This is a genomic window from Stenomitos frigidus ULC18, from assembly GCF_003003795.1.
In the GTDB taxonomy this organism is placed as follows: Bacteria; Cyanobacteriota; Cyanobacteriia; order Leptolyngbyales; family Leptolyngbyaceae; genus Stenomitos; species Stenomitos frigidus_A.
The window spans coordinates 1-17,383 of sequence record NZ_PVWK01000111.1 but is presented as its reverse complement, the minus strand read 5'-3'; the positions used below and the strand labels follow the sequence as shown (position 1 = coordinate 17,383).

General features: G+C 52.5%; 17 protein-coding genes. 8 read left to right on the top strand and 9 right to left on the bottom strand.

What is annotated here, in order from left to right; genetic code table 11:
* Positions 1-14 precede the first annotated feature (14 nt).
* On the bottom strand, positions 15-1,511 hold the full coding sequence (locus C7B82_RS20515; protein ID WP_106258168.1) for a terminase large subunit domain-containing protein: 1,497 nt from the start codon (positions 1,509-1,511) through the stop codon (positions 15-17).
* A 76-nt stretch (positions 1,512-1,587) separates the two neighbouring features.
* Entirely contained in the window at positions 1,588-1,785 is a 198-nt protein-coding gene (locus C7B82_RS20510) for a hypothetical protein (protein ID WP_106258166.1), read from the bottom strand.
* 310 nt (positions 1,786-2,095) lie between these two features.
* On the opposite strand from C7B82_RS20510, the gene C7B82_RS20505 reads away from it, so the two are divergent.
* Together C7B82_RS20505 and C7B82_RS20500 are read left to right on the top strand one after the other, a co-directional pair.
* Positions 2,096-5,131 (top strand): pentapeptide repeat-containing protein, encoded by a 3,036-nt coding sequence (locus C7B82_RS20505; protein WP_106258164.1) that lies wholly within the window; start codon positions 2,096-2,098, stop codon positions 5,129-5,131.
* A gap of 171 nt (positions 5,132-5,302) precedes the next feature.
* Positions 5,303-6,118 carry a DUF2887 domain-containing protein gene (locus C7B82_RS20500; RefSeq protein WP_106258163.1) on the top strand — a complete coding sequence of 272 codons (816 nt, stop codon included), beginning with the start codon at positions 5,303-5,305 and terminating at the stop codon, positions 6,116-6,118.
* Between the two features lie 88 nt (positions 6,119-6,206).
* Here C7B82_RS20500 and C7B82_RS20495 read toward each other — a convergent pair whose 3' ends face one another.
* The 4 genes from C7B82_RS20495 to C7B82_RS20480 all read right to left on the bottom strand — a co-directional run bounded on the left by C7B82_RS20495 (position 6,207) and on the right by C7B82_RS20480 (position 9,485).
* Positions 6,207-6,998 carry a hypothetical protein gene (locus C7B82_RS20495; protein ID WP_106258161.1) on the bottom strand — a complete coding sequence of 264 codons (792 nt, stop codon included), beginning with the start codon at positions 6,996-6,998 and terminating at the stop codon, positions 6,207-6,209.
* A gap of 167 nt (positions 6,999-7,165) precedes the next feature.
* The gene (locus C7B82_RS20490) at positions 7,166-8,344 is read right to left on the bottom strand and encodes a hypothetical protein (RefSeq protein ID WP_146141216.1); all 1,179 of its coding nucleotides are present in this window, start codon (positions 8,342-8,344) and stop codon (positions 7,166-7,168) included.
* A gap of 62 nt (positions 8,345-8,406) precedes the next feature.
* A complete protein-coding gene (locus C7B82_RS20485) occupies positions 8,407-8,652 on the bottom strand; it encodes a hypothetical protein (protein ID WP_106258158.1) in 246 nt (81 codons plus the stop codon).
* 14 nt (positions 8,653-8,666) lie between these two features.
* Positions 8,667-9,485, bottom strand: a complete 819-nt coding sequence (locus C7B82_RS20480; RefSeq protein WP_106258156.1) for a hypothetical protein — start codon at positions 9,483-9,485, stop codon at positions 8,667-8,669.
* A gap of 183 nt (positions 9,486-9,668) precedes the next feature.
* Here C7B82_RS20480 and C7B82_RS20475 point away from each other — a divergent pair, with 183 nt between their 5' ends.
* A complete protein-coding gene (locus C7B82_RS20475; RefSeq protein ID WP_106258155.1) occupies positions 9,669-9,968 on the top strand; it encodes a hypothetical protein in 300 nt (99 codons plus the stop codon).
* A gap of 176 nt (positions 9,969-10,144) precedes the next feature.
* Positions 10,145-11,749, top strand: coding sequence for a glycosyltransferase family 39 protein (locus C7B82_RS20470; protein ID WP_106258153.1), 1,605 nt, complete (start codon positions 10,145-10,147; stop codon positions 11,747-11,749).
* A gap of 41 nt (positions 11,750-11,790) precedes the next feature.
* On the opposite strand, the gene C7B82_RS20465 is transcribed toward C7B82_RS20470, so the two are convergent.
* Complete coding sequence (locus C7B82_RS20465; RefSeq protein ID WP_106258152.1) at positions 11,791-12,480, bottom strand: hypothetical protein; 690 nt, start codon at positions 12,478-12,480, stop codon at positions 11,791-11,793.
* 114 nt (positions 12,481-12,594) lie between these two features.
* Here C7B82_RS20465 and C7B82_RS20460 point away from each other — a divergent pair, with 114 nt between their 5' ends.
* The 3 genes from C7B82_RS20460 (at position 12,595) to C7B82_RS20450 (ending at position 13,953) form a co-directional block, all read left to right on the top strand.
* The gene (locus C7B82_RS20460) at positions 12,595-13,026 is read left to right on the top strand and encodes a hypothetical protein (RefSeq protein ID WP_106258150.1); all 432 of its coding nucleotides are present in this window, start codon (positions 12,595-12,597) and stop codon (positions 13,024-13,026) included.
* Between the two features lie 76 nt (positions 13,027-13,102).
* Positions 13,103-13,492: a hypothetical protein gene (locus tag C7B82_RS20455; protein WP_106258149.1), complete on the top strand. Its 390-nt coding sequence runs from the start codon at positions 13,103-13,105 to the stop codon at positions 13,490-13,492.
* The gene (locus C7B82_RS20450) at positions 13,489-13,953 is read left to right on the top strand and encodes a hypothetical protein (RefSeq protein ID WP_106258147.1); all 465 of its coding nucleotides are present in this window, start codon (positions 13,489-13,491) and stop codon (positions 13,951-13,953) included. The genes C7B82_RS20455 and C7B82_RS20450 overlap by 4 nt, the downstream gene beginning before the upstream one ends.
* 1,007 nt (positions 13,954-14,960) lie before the next feature.
* On the opposite strand, the gene C7B82_RS33895 is transcribed toward C7B82_RS20450, so the two are convergent.
* Together C7B82_RS33895 and C7B82_RS33890 are read right to left on the bottom strand one after the other, a co-directional pair.
* Positions 14,961-15,530, bottom strand: a complete 570-nt coding sequence (locus C7B82_RS33895) for a tyrosine-type recombinase/integrase (RefSeq protein WP_281259024.1) — start codon at positions 15,528-15,530, stop codon at positions 14,961-14,963.
* Positions 15,531-15,581: 51 nt separating this feature from the next.
* Positions 15,582-15,929, bottom strand: a complete 348-nt coding sequence (locus C7B82_RS33890; RefSeq protein ID WP_245940016.1) for a site-specific integrase — start codon at positions 15,927-15,929, stop codon at positions 15,582-15,584.
* A gap of 262 nt (positions 15,930-16,191) precedes the next feature.
* Here C7B82_RS33890 and C7B82_RS20440 point away from each other — a divergent pair, with 262 nt between their 5' ends.
* Entirely contained in the window at positions 16,192-17,220 is a 1,029-nt protein-coding gene (locus C7B82_RS20440) for a hypothetical protein (RefSeq protein WP_146141215.1), read from the top strand.
* The last annotated feature ends 163 nt before the right edge of the window (positions 17,221-17,383 follow it).

The following is a 17,383-nucleotide window of genomic DNA, read 5'->3' as shown; positions in this document are numbered from 1 at the left end:
AGCTATGCCATTGCTTAAACCACCAACCCTGGCAATGCTTTTTTGGTGCCGGTCGATCGCCCTTTCTTCGCCACTTGCTGCTTATAGGGGAACAGCGTGTGCAGGATGTACCGCAGAATGTCGCCCTCGTGCGATCGCATGGGGTCAGTCTTTTTATCAATCGCGTCATCCTTCCAGACCAACTGCTCTAAGTCCTTTACCAACTCAGGGCAGCGGCTCAAGAGCACAAACACGCGCCCGTGCATGAGTAGCGTGTTCACTGAGATGACGCTATCCAGAATGCCTGGATTGCTGTCGCTGTAGCGCTTGCGGCATTGACTCTTAAAGCCGTATTGCTTCAGCGCTTCCCAAACAATCTGCCAGTTACTTTTCTCGCTATTGGCCGTCTTCGAGTTGCCGGAGGCATCACCATAGATGTAGATGTTTTGGCGATGCCCCTGCTCTCGCAGCCACTCACAGACTGCCCGCGCCAGTTGAAACGTGTCGCTGTTCGGTAAGTAGAATTCGCGGATAAAGAAGATATCATTGCCACGCCGTTGAGCAATCAGGCAGGTGGCTGGATTGCGGTTGAAGTCGAACCCAATCTGCAGGTCTAACGCTGCCTCATAATCGAAGTCCACTGCGTCTGTTCCTGTGAGTCCGTGACGCGAGCGATCGAAGTACCCAAACACTTTGCCGATGCTGATCTTGACGTAGCCGCCCTGCAGCTCAATCTCTGCCAGTTCAGGCGTGTAGGACGCGAGCAGACCGTCGATATAGTCGGCATCGGCGTGCTTGTTCTCAGCGGTAGGGCAATTGATGGAAACGTAAATTTTCCGTTTCGCTTCATCGCGATCGGGATTGTCGAACAGGTCGTAAACCCAGTTGAACGGGTTGTTTTTGTTGGGACTGCTAGTAATGAGCCCTAAGCCTTTCAGTTCGCCGTCACCACGGCCTAAGCGTCCGATGAGAGTATTGAACGCGCCGCCTTTGGCATATGCCCACTCATCCGCCCAAAACCAGCGAATCTGGAGACCACGCCCACGCTCCTGAGAATCTTCCGTTTTGCCGGTGAAGGCTTCAGCTGAGAGGACCAGAACAGATGCCTCGCCAATTTTGCACAGCCGCCGATCGGCGATCATCTTGGCGGTTTCCTCGACCGTTTCAGCGCGTGGCGACAGCGGTACATGGTATTTGCGACAAAACTCAGCCAGCGAGATCAGCGTTGAGGTGGTGAGCTGTCCATAACTGTTAGCGGTAATCAGCCCTCTAGAGGCTGGGTCAAGCTGGGCACGGCTGCAGGCGAAGGCAGCGCCCGCTGTCGATTTGCCTGAGTTTACGCCACCCCGTAGCAGAATCGTCTTGTAAGGAAGAGCGATCGGGCGGTCCAGTGGCACCAGGTTAAAAAAAGCGCACTGCCCGCCATCGTTGGGCACAAACCCTTCTAGCGGTTGATGCGTGAGCACAGGTGTTTTGAGCGTTTCCTCAAAGGACAGCTTGCAGCTCAACAACCCTGTCAACAATTGCGCCATTGTCAGTATGCTGCTATAAAAGCATCCCAGCTCTGGCGTGGGCAGTCCTACGGTCTAGAATGCCCTGACCTCGATATTAGAGATCGAGATCATCGCCGTCAAAAATACCCAGTGCCCAAGTAATCATACCGACACTACCGGCCACAACTGCCAAAGGAACCGCGATCGGTGCACAGAGCCCTAAGGCCAGCAGGCTTTGAGAGACTTGGATACCGCTCAACGCTAGCAAGGCAACGCCGATCCATAAAACATCTTCCTGGGAAAGTTCGAGCATGGTCTTGAAGAGCGGATAGTTCACTATCAAGCAAACACCCTTGAACGCCGCGTTACCACGATGCTTTTACCGAGTTAGCTAAGCGGTTCTACCGAATCGGCTAAGCGGTTCTACCGAATTGCCCTCCCCTGGCATCTGTCGCTTCCAAGCGGGCCAAATTGAAGCAAATTGCAAAGCTTTGAGGGATTTCTGCTTCCATCCCCTTTTTAGTGTGGATTTAGAGAGTCAGGCGTATCGACATCACACTATGCCAACATCTGAACAGGTTTAATGAAAGCAATCAATCTTCCCTAGAGAGCTACCAGCCGCTATGAATACTGGGTCTGGATTTTCGGTTAGCAAGCCCATTTCTGCTTGGAATCGTCCTCTCAAAGCAAATTTCAAAGACCTCTTCAAAGCACTGGGGAAAGGTGTCATTAATGGCGCGATCGGCAAATGGGAAGGTGTTGCGGGCGATCTCGTTGAGGCATCCGTTGCGGTTGGTTTAGCGGCTGATCCTGGGCAGATTGCTTGGCTGCTGATTTATCGCTCTCTCGATCGAGCCATTACAAGACTCTTGAAGGACAACAAAGAGCTTTTGGTCAGACAGCCAGAGGATTTGAGCAGCCTTTGCGAGCATATTGACTGGTCGTTAGAGAGAACTGAGCTAACCATCAATCAGGACTTTTTCCGCACTCCCAAGCAACTGCCTATACTGAATGCCTTTAAAGTGCCGCTCACAGCCTGGCTGGAGAGCTTTGTGGAAAAGCCAGTGGAGGCAAAGGGAATCAGTGATCGCCTGCCCACGTATTTTGTTTTCGCCCTGCATGAAGAATGGCGTGCCCGTGCCAAAGATTATGAGTGTCTCAAAACGCAGCTCGATACACCCTTTACCAAAGCAAGCGAACGTGAGCAGGCGTGGTTGCGCTATCGTGCCTTGTTGCAACAGCAAGTTGAAGAACCCATGTTCCTGGAAGCCTTCGGGCTGAAACAGGTGTATGTTCCACTGTGCGCCTACTACACCCGTAAAAAGCAGCCGGGACAAGAGACTGGCTATCGCATAGGACTTGATCGACCAGAAGAAGAGCGGGTAGTGGTTGACTTGAGTGCGGCGTTGCAGGCCTGGGTGGATGAAGCTGATCGCGAAGATGCGATCCGTGTTATTTGTGGCGGTCCGGGCTGCGGCAAGTCATCGTTTACTAAAATTCTGGCAGCTACTCTAGCTGAAACAGCTCAGGTGCCTGTGTTATATATCCCGCTACACCTCTTTGACTTGAGTGCAGAGCTAGACAAGGCAGTTGGCGCGTTTGTACAGTCCGATCCCGATGGGCTATTACCACCCAACCCACTGGAACGGGAGCAAGCAGAACCGAGAGTGCTGCTTATCTTTGATGGCTTAGATGAGTTGGCGAAGCAAGGTAAGGTAGGAATCGAGGCAGCGCAGCAGTTTGTGCGGGAAGCACAGAAGCAGCTTTATCGACTGAATCAGCGCACTACCCGTTTACAAATATTGATCAGTGGACGCGATGTAGCAGTTCAGGCGAACAGTGTTGAGTTTCAGCGGGAGGGACAAATTCTGCATATCTTGCCTTATTTTGTTCCAGTGCATGAACGGACTCAGTACGTTGATGACCATAAGCTATTAGCTGACGATCATCGCGATCGTTGGTGGCAGAACTACGGCATCGTAAGCGGACGGGCCTATACAGGCCTGCCAAAGGAGCTGGATCAAGGTAATCTCATCGAGATTACAGGACAGCCGCTCCTGAACTATTTAGTAGCGCTCAGCTATGGCCAAGGAAGACTAAGCATTTCTGAGACTACCAACTTAAACGAAATTTATACAGATCTGCTCAGAGCCATACATGAACGTGGTTGGGCGTCACGTCGTCAACATCCTTCTTTACAAGGCGTTACCTTAGATAACTTTGTTCGCATTCTGGAAGAGGTTGCGCTTTCCTCGTGGCACGGTGATGGACGCACCACCACTGTTCGTGAAATTGAGTCTCACTGTGCTAGCAGTGATGGTTTAAGACGGCTCTTGGACATCTTCCAGGAGGGGGCACAAGCGGGCGTGACGCGACTGCTCACAGCATTCTACTTTCGCCAGAGTGGGTTGCAGTCCGATGGCGAAAAAACGTTTGAGTTCACCCATAAAAGCTTTGGAGAATATCTTACGGCAAAACGTATTGTTCGCGGTATTGGACGCATTCACAATGAGATGCAGAGCCACCAACAAGACTTAGACCAGGGCTGGAATGCGCGACAAGCCTTGAAGCACTGGGCGATGCTGTGTGGTCCGTCGTTGATGGACGAATATCTCTTTCGGTTCCTTTGCGATGAGATTCAGCTTCAGCCGCGCGAACGAATTAGCCAGTGGCAGAAAACGCTCAGCGCTTTAATGGGCACCATGCTGAAAGCTGGAATGCCTATGGAGGAGCTAAAACTCCAAACTTATTACGAAGAACACCGTCAAGCCCGCAATGCGGAGGAATCCTTACTAGCTGCCCTCAACGCCTGCGCCCGACATACGCAAGAAATTTCTCACATTGCTTGGTCGTCTCCTGAAACCTTCGGTAGTTGGCTGATTAGAATTCAGGGACAGCGCACAAACTGGGAGAAGAACACATTGGCTGTTTCCTGTTTAGGATGGCTTGATTTAGCTAACTGTAACTTGATTGGCCAGGATTTAACTAACGGGTCTTTAACAGGAGCTTATCTAGAGCGGGCAGCTCTGGAGCGGACGAGATTGAATGGAGCGAATTTGGAAGGGGCAAATCTGAATGGGGCAAATCTGAATGGGGCAAGTATGGTTGGGACGAATCTAGAAGAGGCGAATCTGAATGAGGCGCAGCTCAATGGGGCAAATCTAAGTGAGGCAAATCTGGAGCGGGCAAGGCTGAGTGGGGCAAGCTTAGAGCGGACGGGTCTAATTGAGGCAAATCTGATTGAATCGTGGCTAGAAGAGGCATGGCTGAATGGGGCAGATCTGAGTGAGGCAAGTCTACAAGGGGCAAGGCTAAATAAGGCGAGTCTGGTCGAGGTGAATCTAAATGACGCATGGCTGGAGGGGGCAAATCTGAATGGCGCGAAGCTAAATGGGTCGAATCTGGAGCGGGCCTGGCTGGAGGGGTCGAATCTAAGCAGCGCCAGTTTGGAGGGGGCGAATCTGAATGGCGCAAAGTTGAATGGGGCAAGGTTAAATGAGGCAAATCTGAATGGGGCAAGTTTGAGTGGAGCAATTCTGAATGGCGCGAACCTACAGAGTGTTGTCTGGAATAAAGAGACTCGGTGGGATAACAGTAACGGGCTAAATGCAGCTATTAATGTACCAGAGGCCCTCAAAGAGAAATTAGGATTAAGCTGATTTTGTGAGATAAAAGGATGTGGTAGAGCTGAGAAGGAAACCGCGACATTCAGTGTGAGAGTGCAATAGCCGCGATCGACCCCCCAAAATTGCTGATGATGCAAGGCTACTGCTGCAAATGTACTACTGACCGCTTACAATCAAACTGCTTCACCAGTACAGTAGTTGCCTGTGAAAACGGATTCGCTCTTCTATCGTCTGTTTCAAGATCATCCTGACCTGGTGTTTCAGTTAATCGGCGATACTTCCCCTCGAACCGGCACTTACGCCTTCGGCTCTCAGGAAGTGAAGGCGCTCAATTTTCGCATCGATGGCATTCTAAATCCACCGATCGAGGCTGCAGACCTGCCGATCGCCTTCGTCGAAGTGCAGGGCTATCGCGACCAGCAGCAAATCTTGTATCACAGCTTCTTTGCTGAAATCTTTTTGTATCTGCGGGACTACCAGCCGTCCAATGACTGGCTCGGCATCCTGATTTTCACCAAGCCTAGTCTCGCTCCTCGTTTGCCCAGACACTTTCAAGACTATACCGATAGTCCTCGACTCAAGCGCGTCTACCTGGATGAGCTACCAGCCGACCTAGCTGACCGATCGCTAGAACTCGGTGTTTTGCAACTGATTGGAGTCAAGGATGAGGTGGCACCTGAACGGGCTAGACAATTGGTGGCACGGGCACGAGCTGAGGTTACGGATGTCGCCGAACGTAACCGCGTCGTAGAATTAGTGTTAGCTACGTTGGTTTATAAGTTTCCAACCCTCGAACGAGAGGCGATTAGACAAATGCTGGGACTAGACGAACTGAAGCAAACCCGTTTCTATCAGGAAATGGCAGAAGAGGAGCGAGCAGAAGGGCGTGAAGAGGTTTTGGCGCTTGCCGTTCCTGGCTTCTTGGCATTAGGAATGACCGTAGAGCAGATCGCTGAGACACTGCAGACGGATGTTCCGACGATTGAGCGCATTATTCAGCAGCAACGAGAGCAGAATTAGCTTTCATTGATCCATACCATCAAGATCAGGTAGCCCTCTGCGGAGGGCTTTTGTTTTTGTCGATCGTACACAATCACCGCCGTACTGGTTAGGCTTGTGCCTTCTCTTTAAGGCGTCTGGCTGCTTGAACTAGCTGCTGCGTGGGTATGCCACTGGTGCGAGCGATCGCGGTTAATTGTCCGCTCCGGCTTCGTCCTCGGCTGCCAGCCGTTTGAACGGCTGGCCCACTGCTGGCGATGGGTTCGGATCGAAGCTCGTCAGCCCCTGCTGGTGGCAGTGCTGGTGATACAGATGCTGTTTCACTGCGTTCGCTACTCGATCCTTGGCGGCTAAGCCCAAGGACTGCGGGGATAGTGGTAAGAATTTCTTGGTGGAGGTCATTGGTCACTTTCCTGCGGTCTTCGCCGCTTGCAATGCGCTCAGTCGCGCGGTTGATGGCATCTGAAACGGGTCCAGTCTGGTTCTTGAGCTGATCAAACACTTTGAGTGCGAGTTCAGCATCCTTAGAGATCTGGTGCGAGGTATCCACGTCAATCTTGTTACCCGCCTGCTCTAGTTCGGAGGCTGCCCGCGAGCTGCTGACGGTGCCAAACAGGTTCTTCGCGCGACTCAATTTCTTCTTGACTTCCGCCTGCAAGCTGGCACGCTCGATCGCATTATTCTGCTCTACTTCGCTCGTGCCAAACAGGTCGATCTGAGTCTCTACACTCTTTTGGGCGGCCTTCACGCCGTCCGCCAGCTCGCGGATCGTGTCGTTGGTGACGTGCTTACGGCGTTTCTCCTGCTGGTCAATCAAGTCTATGAGCGATCGCTGCTGGGTGTGGTCCAAGCCACTGCCGCCGATGGTCACGGCGCGCTCTTGTGGCAGTGCGCCGCTCACAACCTTGTTAAACAGCGAGGGCTCTAGCTGCGAGAGTGCAACGCCGTCCGTTGCGACAGAACTTTTTAATGGAATGCCGCGCGCTTCCAGATCCTGCTGAGTCAGTCCTGAATCTTTGAAGAATTTTGCCGCGTCCAGGGCGGTGCCGTGCCCTTCGGCAATGTTGGTCAGAGTGCGCCAATCGATCGCGCCTCTGTAGCGTCCTTCGCGTGGATGTAGCGGACATCAAGTGTTGGCACCTGCAGCCGGTTGGCGAGCGCTGCGCGGTTATGTCCATTCACGGCGTAGTCCTGCCCATCCTGCGGATCATGCCAGACCTGGACAATGCCAGCGATATCCGGGTCCCATTTTTTGACGCCCGTGAGCGAGCCGGTCTCACCCGCTTTGCCGTGGACGACTTTGTACTGAAAGCGTTCCGGGTCCAGTTTAATGCTGCTCGTGGAGACCTGTGCGAGTTGCCCGATCGCTGGCTTTTGTTCTGGCACGGGTTCTGCTTCGCTCTGATTGAAGAGCGGCAGATCACTGGCGTGCTCAGTGACGCCAAAGAGCGAGGTCTGTGTCGTGTCGAGTGCTTTTAGATCGCGTTGGATGGCTGCCTTACGCGCCTTGCTGGCTTCTTCTGACCAAGCAGCCGCGCCGATGTGGTTGCCCTTCATCTGCTGCTCTTTGGCTTCCTGCTCGGCAAACTTCGCCCGCTCCTCAATCGTGCTGATCTGGTCGATCGTCATGGGCGGCAGTTCGGTCGAAGTGGCCTTACCTGGCTCTGCTTTGCTATCCAGCTGTAAGTGTTGCGTCTCTGCTGGCTGCAAATGAGGTGGCTCAGAAGTGCGATCGACTGGTTTGGGTGGCAGTTCTAACGAGACTGGCTTCTGTTCAACTGATTTGCTCTGCGCCTTCGGCTTGCCGCGCTGGGGCTTCTGCTCTGGCGTTCCTGCCTTGATTGCCTGTACTTCAGTGTTTAAGGCTTTCACGGCTACCCCGCGCTTTTCCTCAGGCGTGAGTTTGCGCCCTAATTCCTTTGCCTTCACTCGCATGGCGCGATCGACCGCTCGCACGATGCGCTGACGGACCTGGATCTGATGGCCCTGATCCGCGCTGGTCAGTTTGGTGGCGATGGTATCAGCTGCGAAGGACTTCGCCACGCCGTAACGCTTGGCTACAGAATGCGCCGCGTTCTTGCTGGGCTTATGCGGTGCCCCTTCGAGCCCAATTGCCTGAGCGATCGCCTCCGTGCTGGCATGGTGCCAGGGCTTGCCTAATTTCTGGCTGAGGGTTGCCCGTTGCTTACTTGAGGGCAGTTTGCTTCTAACTGCCTCGTAGACAGCCTTGCGCGTAATGGTAGCCACAGGATGACCCAACATATGGGTAAAACGTCCCAGCTAAGGAGTGGGCAGTCCGTGCAGCATCACTACGCTTTAATTTCACCGTAGCTAACGCCATCTGACTCAATCTGACAGGCATATTTTTTGCCACCCATCAGGAAAATCCCATTGCCGTTCAAGTCAAATTCGAGTACCTTCTCTGCTTTAATGCCATGCGCTTTAAGCACGTTCATAAGCGATGTTTTACCAGTCGCTGTGGCATCATCGATCTGTTTCTGACCACTGACGAGATCATGACGAAGTTGTTTGAGTTTGTCGATCGCGTTGCCCATAAGTTCCTCTAGGACTACCCGTGCATTGAATGACTAACTGCACTAGCAACCGCTTTACTAGCCTTCTGAAGCGGTTTGTGATGCGCCAGTGCGTGATCGATCGCTTTGACCGTCTTACTTACAATCATTCCCCCAGAAACGGCGGCTGCCCCACCGCCTAACGAAGCGCTGATGAGTTGCTCAGCGTGATGTTCAAGGAAATGATGGGCGGTTTCTTCAATTACAGGGGCAGCAAAGTCACCACCGAGTTCATGCTTCAATTCTGTCAAGAATTCGCCTGATTTCAGCGTACTCATTACCCGCTTCACTTTCGCGATGCCCTCACCTGCCACCTTGCCGATCGCGCGGCGGGTTGCTTCATTATTAGAAATTGACTCTTGAGCTGTCTTGGATTCCGCTTTAATTTTTGTCATTTCGACCTGAACCTTCCTGCCCCCAATAATGACCGCGCGGGTGGCAGCGCCCCCAACAGCCACCCCAACGGGACCGGCAACGGCACCAGCTGCAACGCCAGCTGCATAGACAGCACCCTCAGTGGCAACGAGTGCTCCCAGCTTTTTACCGTGCTTCGCAGCGAGCTTTTTTTGGACCGCTTGCTTGGTCACTGGCTTACCCTCAGACTTCAGCTCTGAGACTGCCTGCCTGACGGCTTTGAAGGCAGCGGCGTGGGCCTTGGATTGTTTAGAATTTGCTGCTGCGTCTGCTGTGCTGAGCTGCACACCAACAAATGCGGCGATCGCAGCGTCAGATTTGCCGAAGGGGTTTAATTTTCTGCCAGCAGGTAGGGTCGCGTTTTTCTTCGCGAGTAAGTCTAAAAGCTGTTTCCGATTCACGAGGGGATGCTTGGTGAGGCGTGAAGCATCCCAGCTCAGGCGTGGGCAGTCCTGTGGTTAGAGTGCCCCGATCGACCGGTCGGCGAGAATTTGACAATGGCTTGATTTTAGGCTGCAATATTGACAGATTCGATTTTGAAAATACAGGCACACTGAAGAAACCCTTAGCAGAGGCTTTAGCTTATGGATCCTTTGGCGCAAATCTACGCGATCGTGCAGGCTTTAGTCGGCTTGATCACGACGAACACGGCAAAACTGACCGCCTTAACTCAGCAACTGGCGACTATACAGGCTGATGACGATGCGACACATAAGGCGCTTGCAGACGCCCAGCAACACCAGGCAGAAACTGATAAAACAGCTCAAGCTTTGCTTGCCCAACTCCAGGCGCTACAAGCCTCGATCACTCCCGATAGCACGACACCACTTGCGACATCGACGGCAGACGCGACACCGTCGCCAGTCATACCCATAGCAAGCTAGACCGCTCAGTTCGATTCATTGCTCCTTTCTGCTGTGCCCCTCTGAGGAGGGGCTTTTTCATGTGAGCGATCGCAGAAACCTTTCTCTCCGTCAAAGACTATTTCTTGATATGGTGAGGCACAGGTCAGAGGTTTGTTCGGTGACTCTGCACATTTTTCTAGGTTTGAAGAGATCTTATGGTTGCAGCTCCCTCAACGCCCAAAGCCGTCCAGCGCCAATGGTTTAGCAGCGACATTGCTATCTTGTGTTACTTGGGTCTGTGCAAGCTCCTACTTCATTTCGCTACCAATCATCAATACGGCTACTTCGGAGACGAACTCTATTACATGGCGGCTGGCGAACACCTCGACTGGGGCTTCGCGGAAGGCTCACCCCTTACTCCCGCGATCGCTAACCTCAGTCGTTGGCTGCTGGGAGACTCTCTCTTTGCCATTCGCTTCTTTCCCGCGATCGCTGGAGCCTGCACCGTTATCCTGACCGGACTAATTACCCGTGAGCTCGGTGGCGGTCGCCTTGCTCAAGCCATCGCAGCGATCGCCGTGATCCTGGCACCCGCCTACCTGTTTCTCCAGACCGTCCTGACCATGAATGCCTTTGAGCCACTGCTCTGGGCTTTGTGCGCTTATCTCACCCTCCGCATACTCAAAACCGAACGCCTTTCTCTGTGGGCAATCGCTGGCGTAGTGGCTGGCATTGGCTTGATGAACAAGTTCTCTATTTTTTTCTTCATCCTCAGCCTCTTGCTTGGCATCCTAATCACGCCTGCCCACAGACTCCTATTCAATCGCTGGCTGCTCCTCGGTAGTATCCTGGCGCTTGGCCTTTGTGCCCCTACCCTTCTGTGGCAAAACAATCACCACTGGCCGTTTCTCGAACATCAGCGTGAATCGAATCTTTACGAGAAAAAAGGACTGCTGCCATCCGCGCTCGACTTAATCCTGCAACAAATCATTCTGACCAACCCTGCTGCTGTTCCCGTTTGGGCCTCTGGTCTCTATTACTATCTGTTCACCCGTGATGGCAAGCCCTATCGCGCGCTGGGCTGGTCCTACATCATTATTTTGGGTTGGTTCCTTTTCTTTGAAGGGCGCTTCTACTATTTACTGCCCATCTATCCCATGCTGCTTGCGGCAGGAGCCGTCTTCCTCGAACCAAAGTTGCAGCAGTTCCCTACCTGGAAATACATCACGCTGCTTGCCTTACTCATGAGTGGTCTTGTGCTGTTGCCGATCGGACTGCCCATCCTCCCGCTCAATGCCTTGATCCAATACTCTAATGCCGTCTACCGACCACCCACCCTCTCTAAATTTGATCAGGAAAACGCGGCCCAAGCCCCTTGGCATTTCCGCTTAATGCTGGGCTGGGAAGACACTGTAGCTCAGGTTGCCCAGGTTTATCAGCAGCTTTCACCTAGCGATCGGGCTGATTGCGCCCTTTTGGCATGGAGTTATGACAATGCTGGCGCGATCGACTTTTTCGGACCTGCTTATCACTTGCCGAAGGCAATTAGTGGCCACACAGGCTACTACTTTTGGGGTCCACGGGACTATTCCGGCAAGGTAGTCCTCAGCCTGGGTGGTAATCTTACCTTTCTCCGTCAAACCTTTGAACGGGTTGAGCCCATCGCGATCGTGACTCACGAAAAAGTTGTTGGACTCAAAAGTACGTTACCGCTTTACCTTTGCAAGGGCATTAAGCGACCCTTGGCGGAAAGTTGGCCAGCCTTTAAGTTCTACTTTAAGCTACCTACTAGGAACCCCATCACAACCGCTCAGCCTTAACCCCTTTGCGGCTGTCTGCCAGCGATGCTCGGTTAGACACACTACGTCAAAGCCATCACGGCGCGCATCTCTGCCGCTCCGACTTCTAGCAAGAGGCCCTCTAAAGTCGCTTGAATCAATGCCTTAATTTGCCGTAAGTCGTCTGAGTCACCCTCAAGCCGCATAATCTGCTGCGTCAGTCCGTAGAGTGCCGTGAGATGCTTCTCGTGGTCATGTTTGCCAAGCACCCGCTCGATCGCCCATTGCGGTGTGTGCTTGGTGATCGTTACGGTGGATTCTTCTATGAGCTTGTGAATCTCGCCTTCAGTACCTAGCGCGTCTTTCTGCTTTTCCATCTGGCGAACTTCAGTGACACGCCCAAACAGGTAATCTTCAAAAGCAATTTGGGCCTGCTCGCGCAGTCGTTGCTGTCGAGTGAGCCATTCGTTCTCGCTCGCGACCTGGCGCTGCACCAACTCTACCCGCGCCGATCGCAGCAGCGACTCATCTTGCTTCGATTCTGCGAGATCCCATGCCGTTGCCCGTTCCAGCCAACGCCACTGTTTAGAAATCACGTACCATTGCGAGCTGGGGCGCTGCGATCGCTGCGATCGGTTGCGGTCTGCTGCGATTTCGCTGCGGTAGACAGCCTCTAGCGATCGCCCTTCGCCCTGAAGTCGATAGCGTTCAAACCGAGCGAACCACTTTTCAGGTTCACCTGGCTGTAGTGACCAAACGGGCTGTGTATCCACGAACGGAGAGCGGGCGGTTGCGATCGCTTCCCAGCTCAGGCGTGGGCAGTCCTGTCTTAGAGTGCCCTGTTTGCGGGAAGGGGCAGAATAGGTGAAACTCCTGATTTCCCAACCATGCCAGCCTCATCGGTGATCCGCAAACTACAGGCCGCTATTCAGCAAGGGGCGGCTGACGGCATTAACCGCACATTGAAGGTAGTCCTCGCTGATTTGGAGCGGCATACGCCTTGTAAGACTGGCTTACTCAGTCGCTCTTACCGCATTACCTTGCAGGCCCAGGCCAGCCGCTTGCAGGGGCAGATTAGCAATGCGGTCGTGTATGCACCCTATCAATACCCGTTCCGCGAACCGCCAGCGTTGTACAAGGTGGCTCCCAGCCGGGCGATCGCAGCAGCTCAGGGTCCGACGCTCTTCAGTGCTAAATCAGGCATTCAAGCAGGCAAGGGTGGCATCTTAACTGATCAACAGGTGGATAGCACGAAAGTCGAGGCGCTGCTGAAGTCGGAGACTGAGCAAGCGCTATATCAGGCAATCCGCGAAGCGTGAGGTGATTTCCTAAAAGGGGAATGATAGAGGCACTTAATACATCTTGCCGAGCCTCATCGCTCGGCTTTTTTCGGTGATGCCAGACTTAAACGCCCGGATTGTGGTGGCCGATGCGCGAGTTGCTGCCGTCGATCGTCGCCTGGGCTTGCTCAAAATCCGGCTCTACTATCAGGTCGGCGATGCTCCGCTGCAGGAGATTGAAGTGTTCAGCCACAACTACAAAGGATGGGGACCGGACCAGTGGCGTGATGGGTCGGGCAGTGGTCCTCAAGTGGAGCGCCACAGCCTGACAGTCAATCGGCTGCAGTGGCAGACCATCACCAGTCAGCCTGGGCAGTACTTCATCCGCCAAAACGATGGAACTGCTCTGCAAGCGTGTCTGACAGAACGGCAGATCGGGCAGACAGCAGACACAGTTGCCGTGATCGACCTCAAAACCGTCAGCGAGGTGAAAACCTACCTATGAGCACGGTTGGACCGGCTATCGCCGCTATTCTGGATGACTACTCGCGTCTCCTCGTTGAAGCGCTGCAGTTGGGCAGTCCCTTTCAGCAGACGCCACAGAAGCCCGGTTTGCAGTTCGGCATGTTTCATGTAAACCGCTGGACCACGCCTAATCCTGATTACGAAGACACGACGATCGCGGGTACCTGCTGGGTCGTGAATAGTGCTGGCAGCTATTACGACTGCTCGCAAGGACAGGTGCTGCTACTCGCGGCGCTTGATGATTTCTTGCCGCAAATTAAGAAGCGGGTCGATCGACGTCGGGTGTTGAAAGACTTTACCTACACCGCTCAGATTACCCCTACCATTCGCCCGCCCGTGAATCATCAGACGAATGGCGGCGAGCTGTATGTCGGGGATATTATCTGTCCGGTCGTCTTCCAGCTGGCGATCGCGCGGAATATGGTGGGTGGACATCTGTAGAGCGAGGAGGGGCGCGAAGGTCACGGATGGATTGTGGCTTTGCAGGCACCTGAGACACCCCCCCCCCTGTTGCACAGGGATTTAGCAAAGAGCGATTAGGCGGCTGAATTACATAACGCCTACACTTTGAAGACTTTGTATTCCAGCATATGAGGGAGTGCAAGCGAACTACGTAAACTCGTGAAACAGCTGAGCAGCGCCTGCCGTTTGGGATAGCTTAGCGATAGCTGAAACGATCGACTCAATAAATTAGAAAGTCATGCTAGGAGGCAATTTAATAGACCTAGTGGTATCTGGGGATGGAAGCTCTAGCAGACAAACGACCCCGCTCACCCGCTGCAGAAACTTTTTGGTTTCCTCACCACTTTTGCTCGGCCGGTGTGCAGCGGGATTGTTAGGTATCACACCGCCGAGCCTCTAAGGGTGCTTGTTGTCTGTGCTAACTTTCCGAGTCGCAGAGAGTTCGACATACCCACAATTCGGGCAACGATATGCGTCTACGTAGGTAAGTCGCTGCAGCACTTCCGCTCTTTCGGCTTCTCTGCGAGCAGCTTCTTCCCTTGAAAGTATTCCGAATTTAGTAGATGGTTCCTGAGCTTATCGCATCGACCATACGATTGGATACAACTGCTCCCTGTGCGACAACGATCCGAGCTCCATTTCACTTGAGCACCTTAGACACTTCAATTCGGAACTCATACCGTGAGCCTTAATGTAGAAACTGGACGTATAGCTTAGCCGACTCGTGAGGAAAGACCCACTGGGGTATTACCGAAAATCGCCGAGTACCGCCCTAAGCTGCGACACACCAGGTCACTGCATTGAAGAGCGCCCCTTTTCTAGCGGTTCACCGCGCAATAGAGATGGGCTGTCTCGCTACCATTTGTGCTGCCTAACAATCGGTTTGGCCGGATGGAAAGCTTGGTGATGACGCAGAAATTACTAACAGCACATGAGCATATAAGTTTGGCCATATGACGTCGCCGATCGCTCCGCCCCTCCATCGGTCAATCCATCAATCCCGATAGCAGATCTGTGACTTTCTGCTGGGCATTCAGACGGTTATCGTCGTAAAGCAGCAAAGTGTCGGTGCGAGCGTGTCTTGACAGCTTTTTGACCTCGCGGACATTGCCGTTGGTGGCATCCAGCGCCGCCGTAATTGAGCTGTGGCGGCAACGGTGAGGGCTCAAGCGCTTGGACACGCCAGCCTTTGCGGCAGCATCTTTCACCACATTGTAGAAAGCGCTGCCGGTCAGCCGATGCCCAAATTGAGCGTGATCTACGGCTGTGAAGAGGGGCGCGTTTGGTGTCACATTATGGTGCATTGCCAGCCATGCGAGCAGGGCGCTAACGGTTGACTCGCTCAAGCTCACAGCCTCTTTCTGAGTGCCTCGTCCTTTGCCCAGAATCGTGAGTGTTTGCGCCTCAACGTTGAGATCGGAGCAGTTGCAGCTTGCCAGCTCACCACGTCGCAGTGCGTTATCCCAGAACAGACGCAAAATGGCGTAGTCGCGTGCTCCCTTAAGGGTCGATCGGTTGCAGGTTGCCAATACCAATCGATAGGCATCTTTATCAATACCGGTGGTATCGCGATAGGACTTTACTCGCTCGCCCGTGATTGCTTCCAGCTACCAGAGGCACTTACCGACCTTCTGGGCATAGCTCACGAGGCTTTTGATGGCGGCCAGCCGACGATTCACGGTGGCCTCGCTCAAGCGCTTTTCAATCTGCTGAGCTTTGAAGTTGAGGACCAGGGCGATCGCGGTGGCTCGCTCCAGTTGTAAAAACTCACCTACCAGTTGGGGGGATGGCTCTAAACCGTTGCTGATCGTGGCGAAGAACTCTTTGAGGTCACGCTGATAGGCGCGTCGGGTATTGGGACTACGCTTGTCTTTGAGCAGTTCGGTGAGTAAGTCGCGCTCAGGGAGGACAAAAAGGTTAGGGTGTGGCGGCGCATTGGTGAGTGCGGCGTTCATGGGTCTGAGGCTGGCGATCGTGGTATCGCCTCAGGTTTCTGGCGCTGCCCTCAGAATGCCCATTTCTCAGATCTGACGTTCCTGTAGCCTTTTCCCGTCGATCGGTCAAGGCCAATCCTTCACATATCCCGCTTTGAGTTACTGAATGTCATCTCGCTTGCCCTGCCTTTAACCCACCAAGAATGGGTGAGGGTTTTCATTGCTTATAGGGGCGGAGGAAGCCATCTCATTTGATGTTAATGATGCCCAAAGAGGTACCCTCTTGGGTACTTTTGACTTGGCATTCCGGAGTGCTCTGCTGAAAGCACGGATCTTCTTTCAGCGAAATGAATTAAACGTCATCAATATCCAGGAAATGAACATGTTTAACAAGAGCATAACTGAGAGAAAGACAGATATACCTGCAGTTTGGATGAAGCGCCTCTTCGTTATCTTAGGGTTTCTGTATCTAATTGCTATTCCATCAGGAGCCTTAGGAGAAAAAAGAAAGCTTGAACCAGTTGATATAGGCGTTTTGCTAATTGTATTGGTCGTTAATTCAGACATCAGCCTGAAAGAGACTATGGAGAGACTTTCTTCGGTAAAGGTCACAGCTACTTCATTTGAGGCAGAACTTAAGGAAAAAATTGAAAAAGAGGTCTCTGTAAAGGTAGATGAGAAAGATAAAGCTGATGCTGAAGCAAAAAAACTGGTTGACCTTCAACTGAGTGAAACTCCACCTTCAGGCATTAAGCAAGAATTAAGAGACAAGATAGCGTTAGCTTCTTCTTCAACGATTGAAACCATTTATAAGATGGCTAAAGACGCTCGTCGAAATGGTCAGCACAAAAAGGGCATCATTGAGAGAACAATTCCTGTGTTTCGGGCATTAACTGAAAGTGAATATGGGAAAAATAGGTGCCAATTCTATGCTCAGCTTGGTTATGCCCTTAAAGACCAGGAAACGCCTGATTGGAAAGGAGCAAGAGATAATCTTGATACCGCAATCAAATTATGGCGAGGGAAACATCCCATATCTCCTCTTCCTTCACTTTATTGCTTTAACTGGGTCATTTGCATGGCGGAATTAGATGAACAATCGATACTTCAACAGCAGGAAATTGACGAAAGGATTAGAGCTGCAACCATATGCGAAACATTGTATAGAGCAATTTTCGACAATAATCAGTTTAGGTGTTGGGTTGCTAAACATCAGGGCGGTAAATTTACGGCTTGGCCTGAATTTGAGAATTTGAGTGGCCATTGTCGGAAAAACTACGATGAGCGAGAGAAGCAGCTTTCTAAGGTTTAGCGCTGGAGCGGTAACAAAAATCTCATGGCACTGGTTCGGTTTTGGCTCGAAAGCTCCTCCATTTCACGAATGATTTAGGACCGCTAAGGAGATTTCTGGCAAAGAATTTACCCAAGCTTCTAGAATATTCTTATGTTCTTGCAAAAAGTAAGGCACAAGCGTT

Excerpts from the sequence above, each read along its gene's own strand:
- C7B82_RS20460 (WP_106258150.1), top strand. The coding sequence starts at position 12,595 with ATGCCAGCCTCATCGGTGATCCGCAAACTACAGGCCGCTATTCAGCAA.
- C7B82_RS20510 (WP_106258166.1), bottom strand. The coding sequence starts at position 1,785 with ATGCTCGAACTTTCCCAGGAAGATGTTTTATGGATCGGCGTTGCCTTG.
- C7B82_RS20475 (WP_106258155.1), top strand. The coding sequence starts at position 9,669 with ATGGATCCTTTGGCGCAAATCTACGCGATCGTGCAGGCTTTAGTCGGC.
- C7B82_RS20450 (WP_106258147.1), top strand. The coding sequence starts at position 13,489 with ATGAGCACGGTTGGACCGGCTATCGCCGCTATTCTGGATGACTACTCG.
- C7B82_RS20455 (WP_106258149.1), top strand. The coding sequence starts at position 13,103 with ATGCCAGACTTAAACGCCCGGATTGTGGTGGCCGATGCGCGAGTTGCT.
- C7B82_RS20505 (WP_106258164.1), top strand. The coding sequence starts at position 2,096 with ATGAATACTGGGTCTGGATTTTCGGTTAGCAAGCCCATTTCTGCTTGG.
- C7B82_RS20470 (WP_106258153.1), top strand. The coding sequence starts at position 10,145 with ATGGTTGCAGCTCCCTCAACGCCCAAAGCCGTCCAGCGCCAATGGTTT.
- C7B82_RS20515 (WP_106258168.1), bottom strand. The coding sequence starts at position 1,511 with ATGGCGCAATTGTTGACAGGGTTGTTGAGCTGCAAGCTGTCCTTTGAG.
- C7B82_RS20485 (WP_106258158.1), bottom strand. The coding sequence starts at position 8,652 with ATGGGCAACGCGATCGACAAACTCAAACAACTTCGTCATGATCTCGTC.
- C7B82_RS33890 (WP_245940016.1), bottom strand. The coding sequence starts at position 15,929 with ATGAACGCCGCACTCACCAATGCGCCGCCACACCCTAACCTTTTTGTC.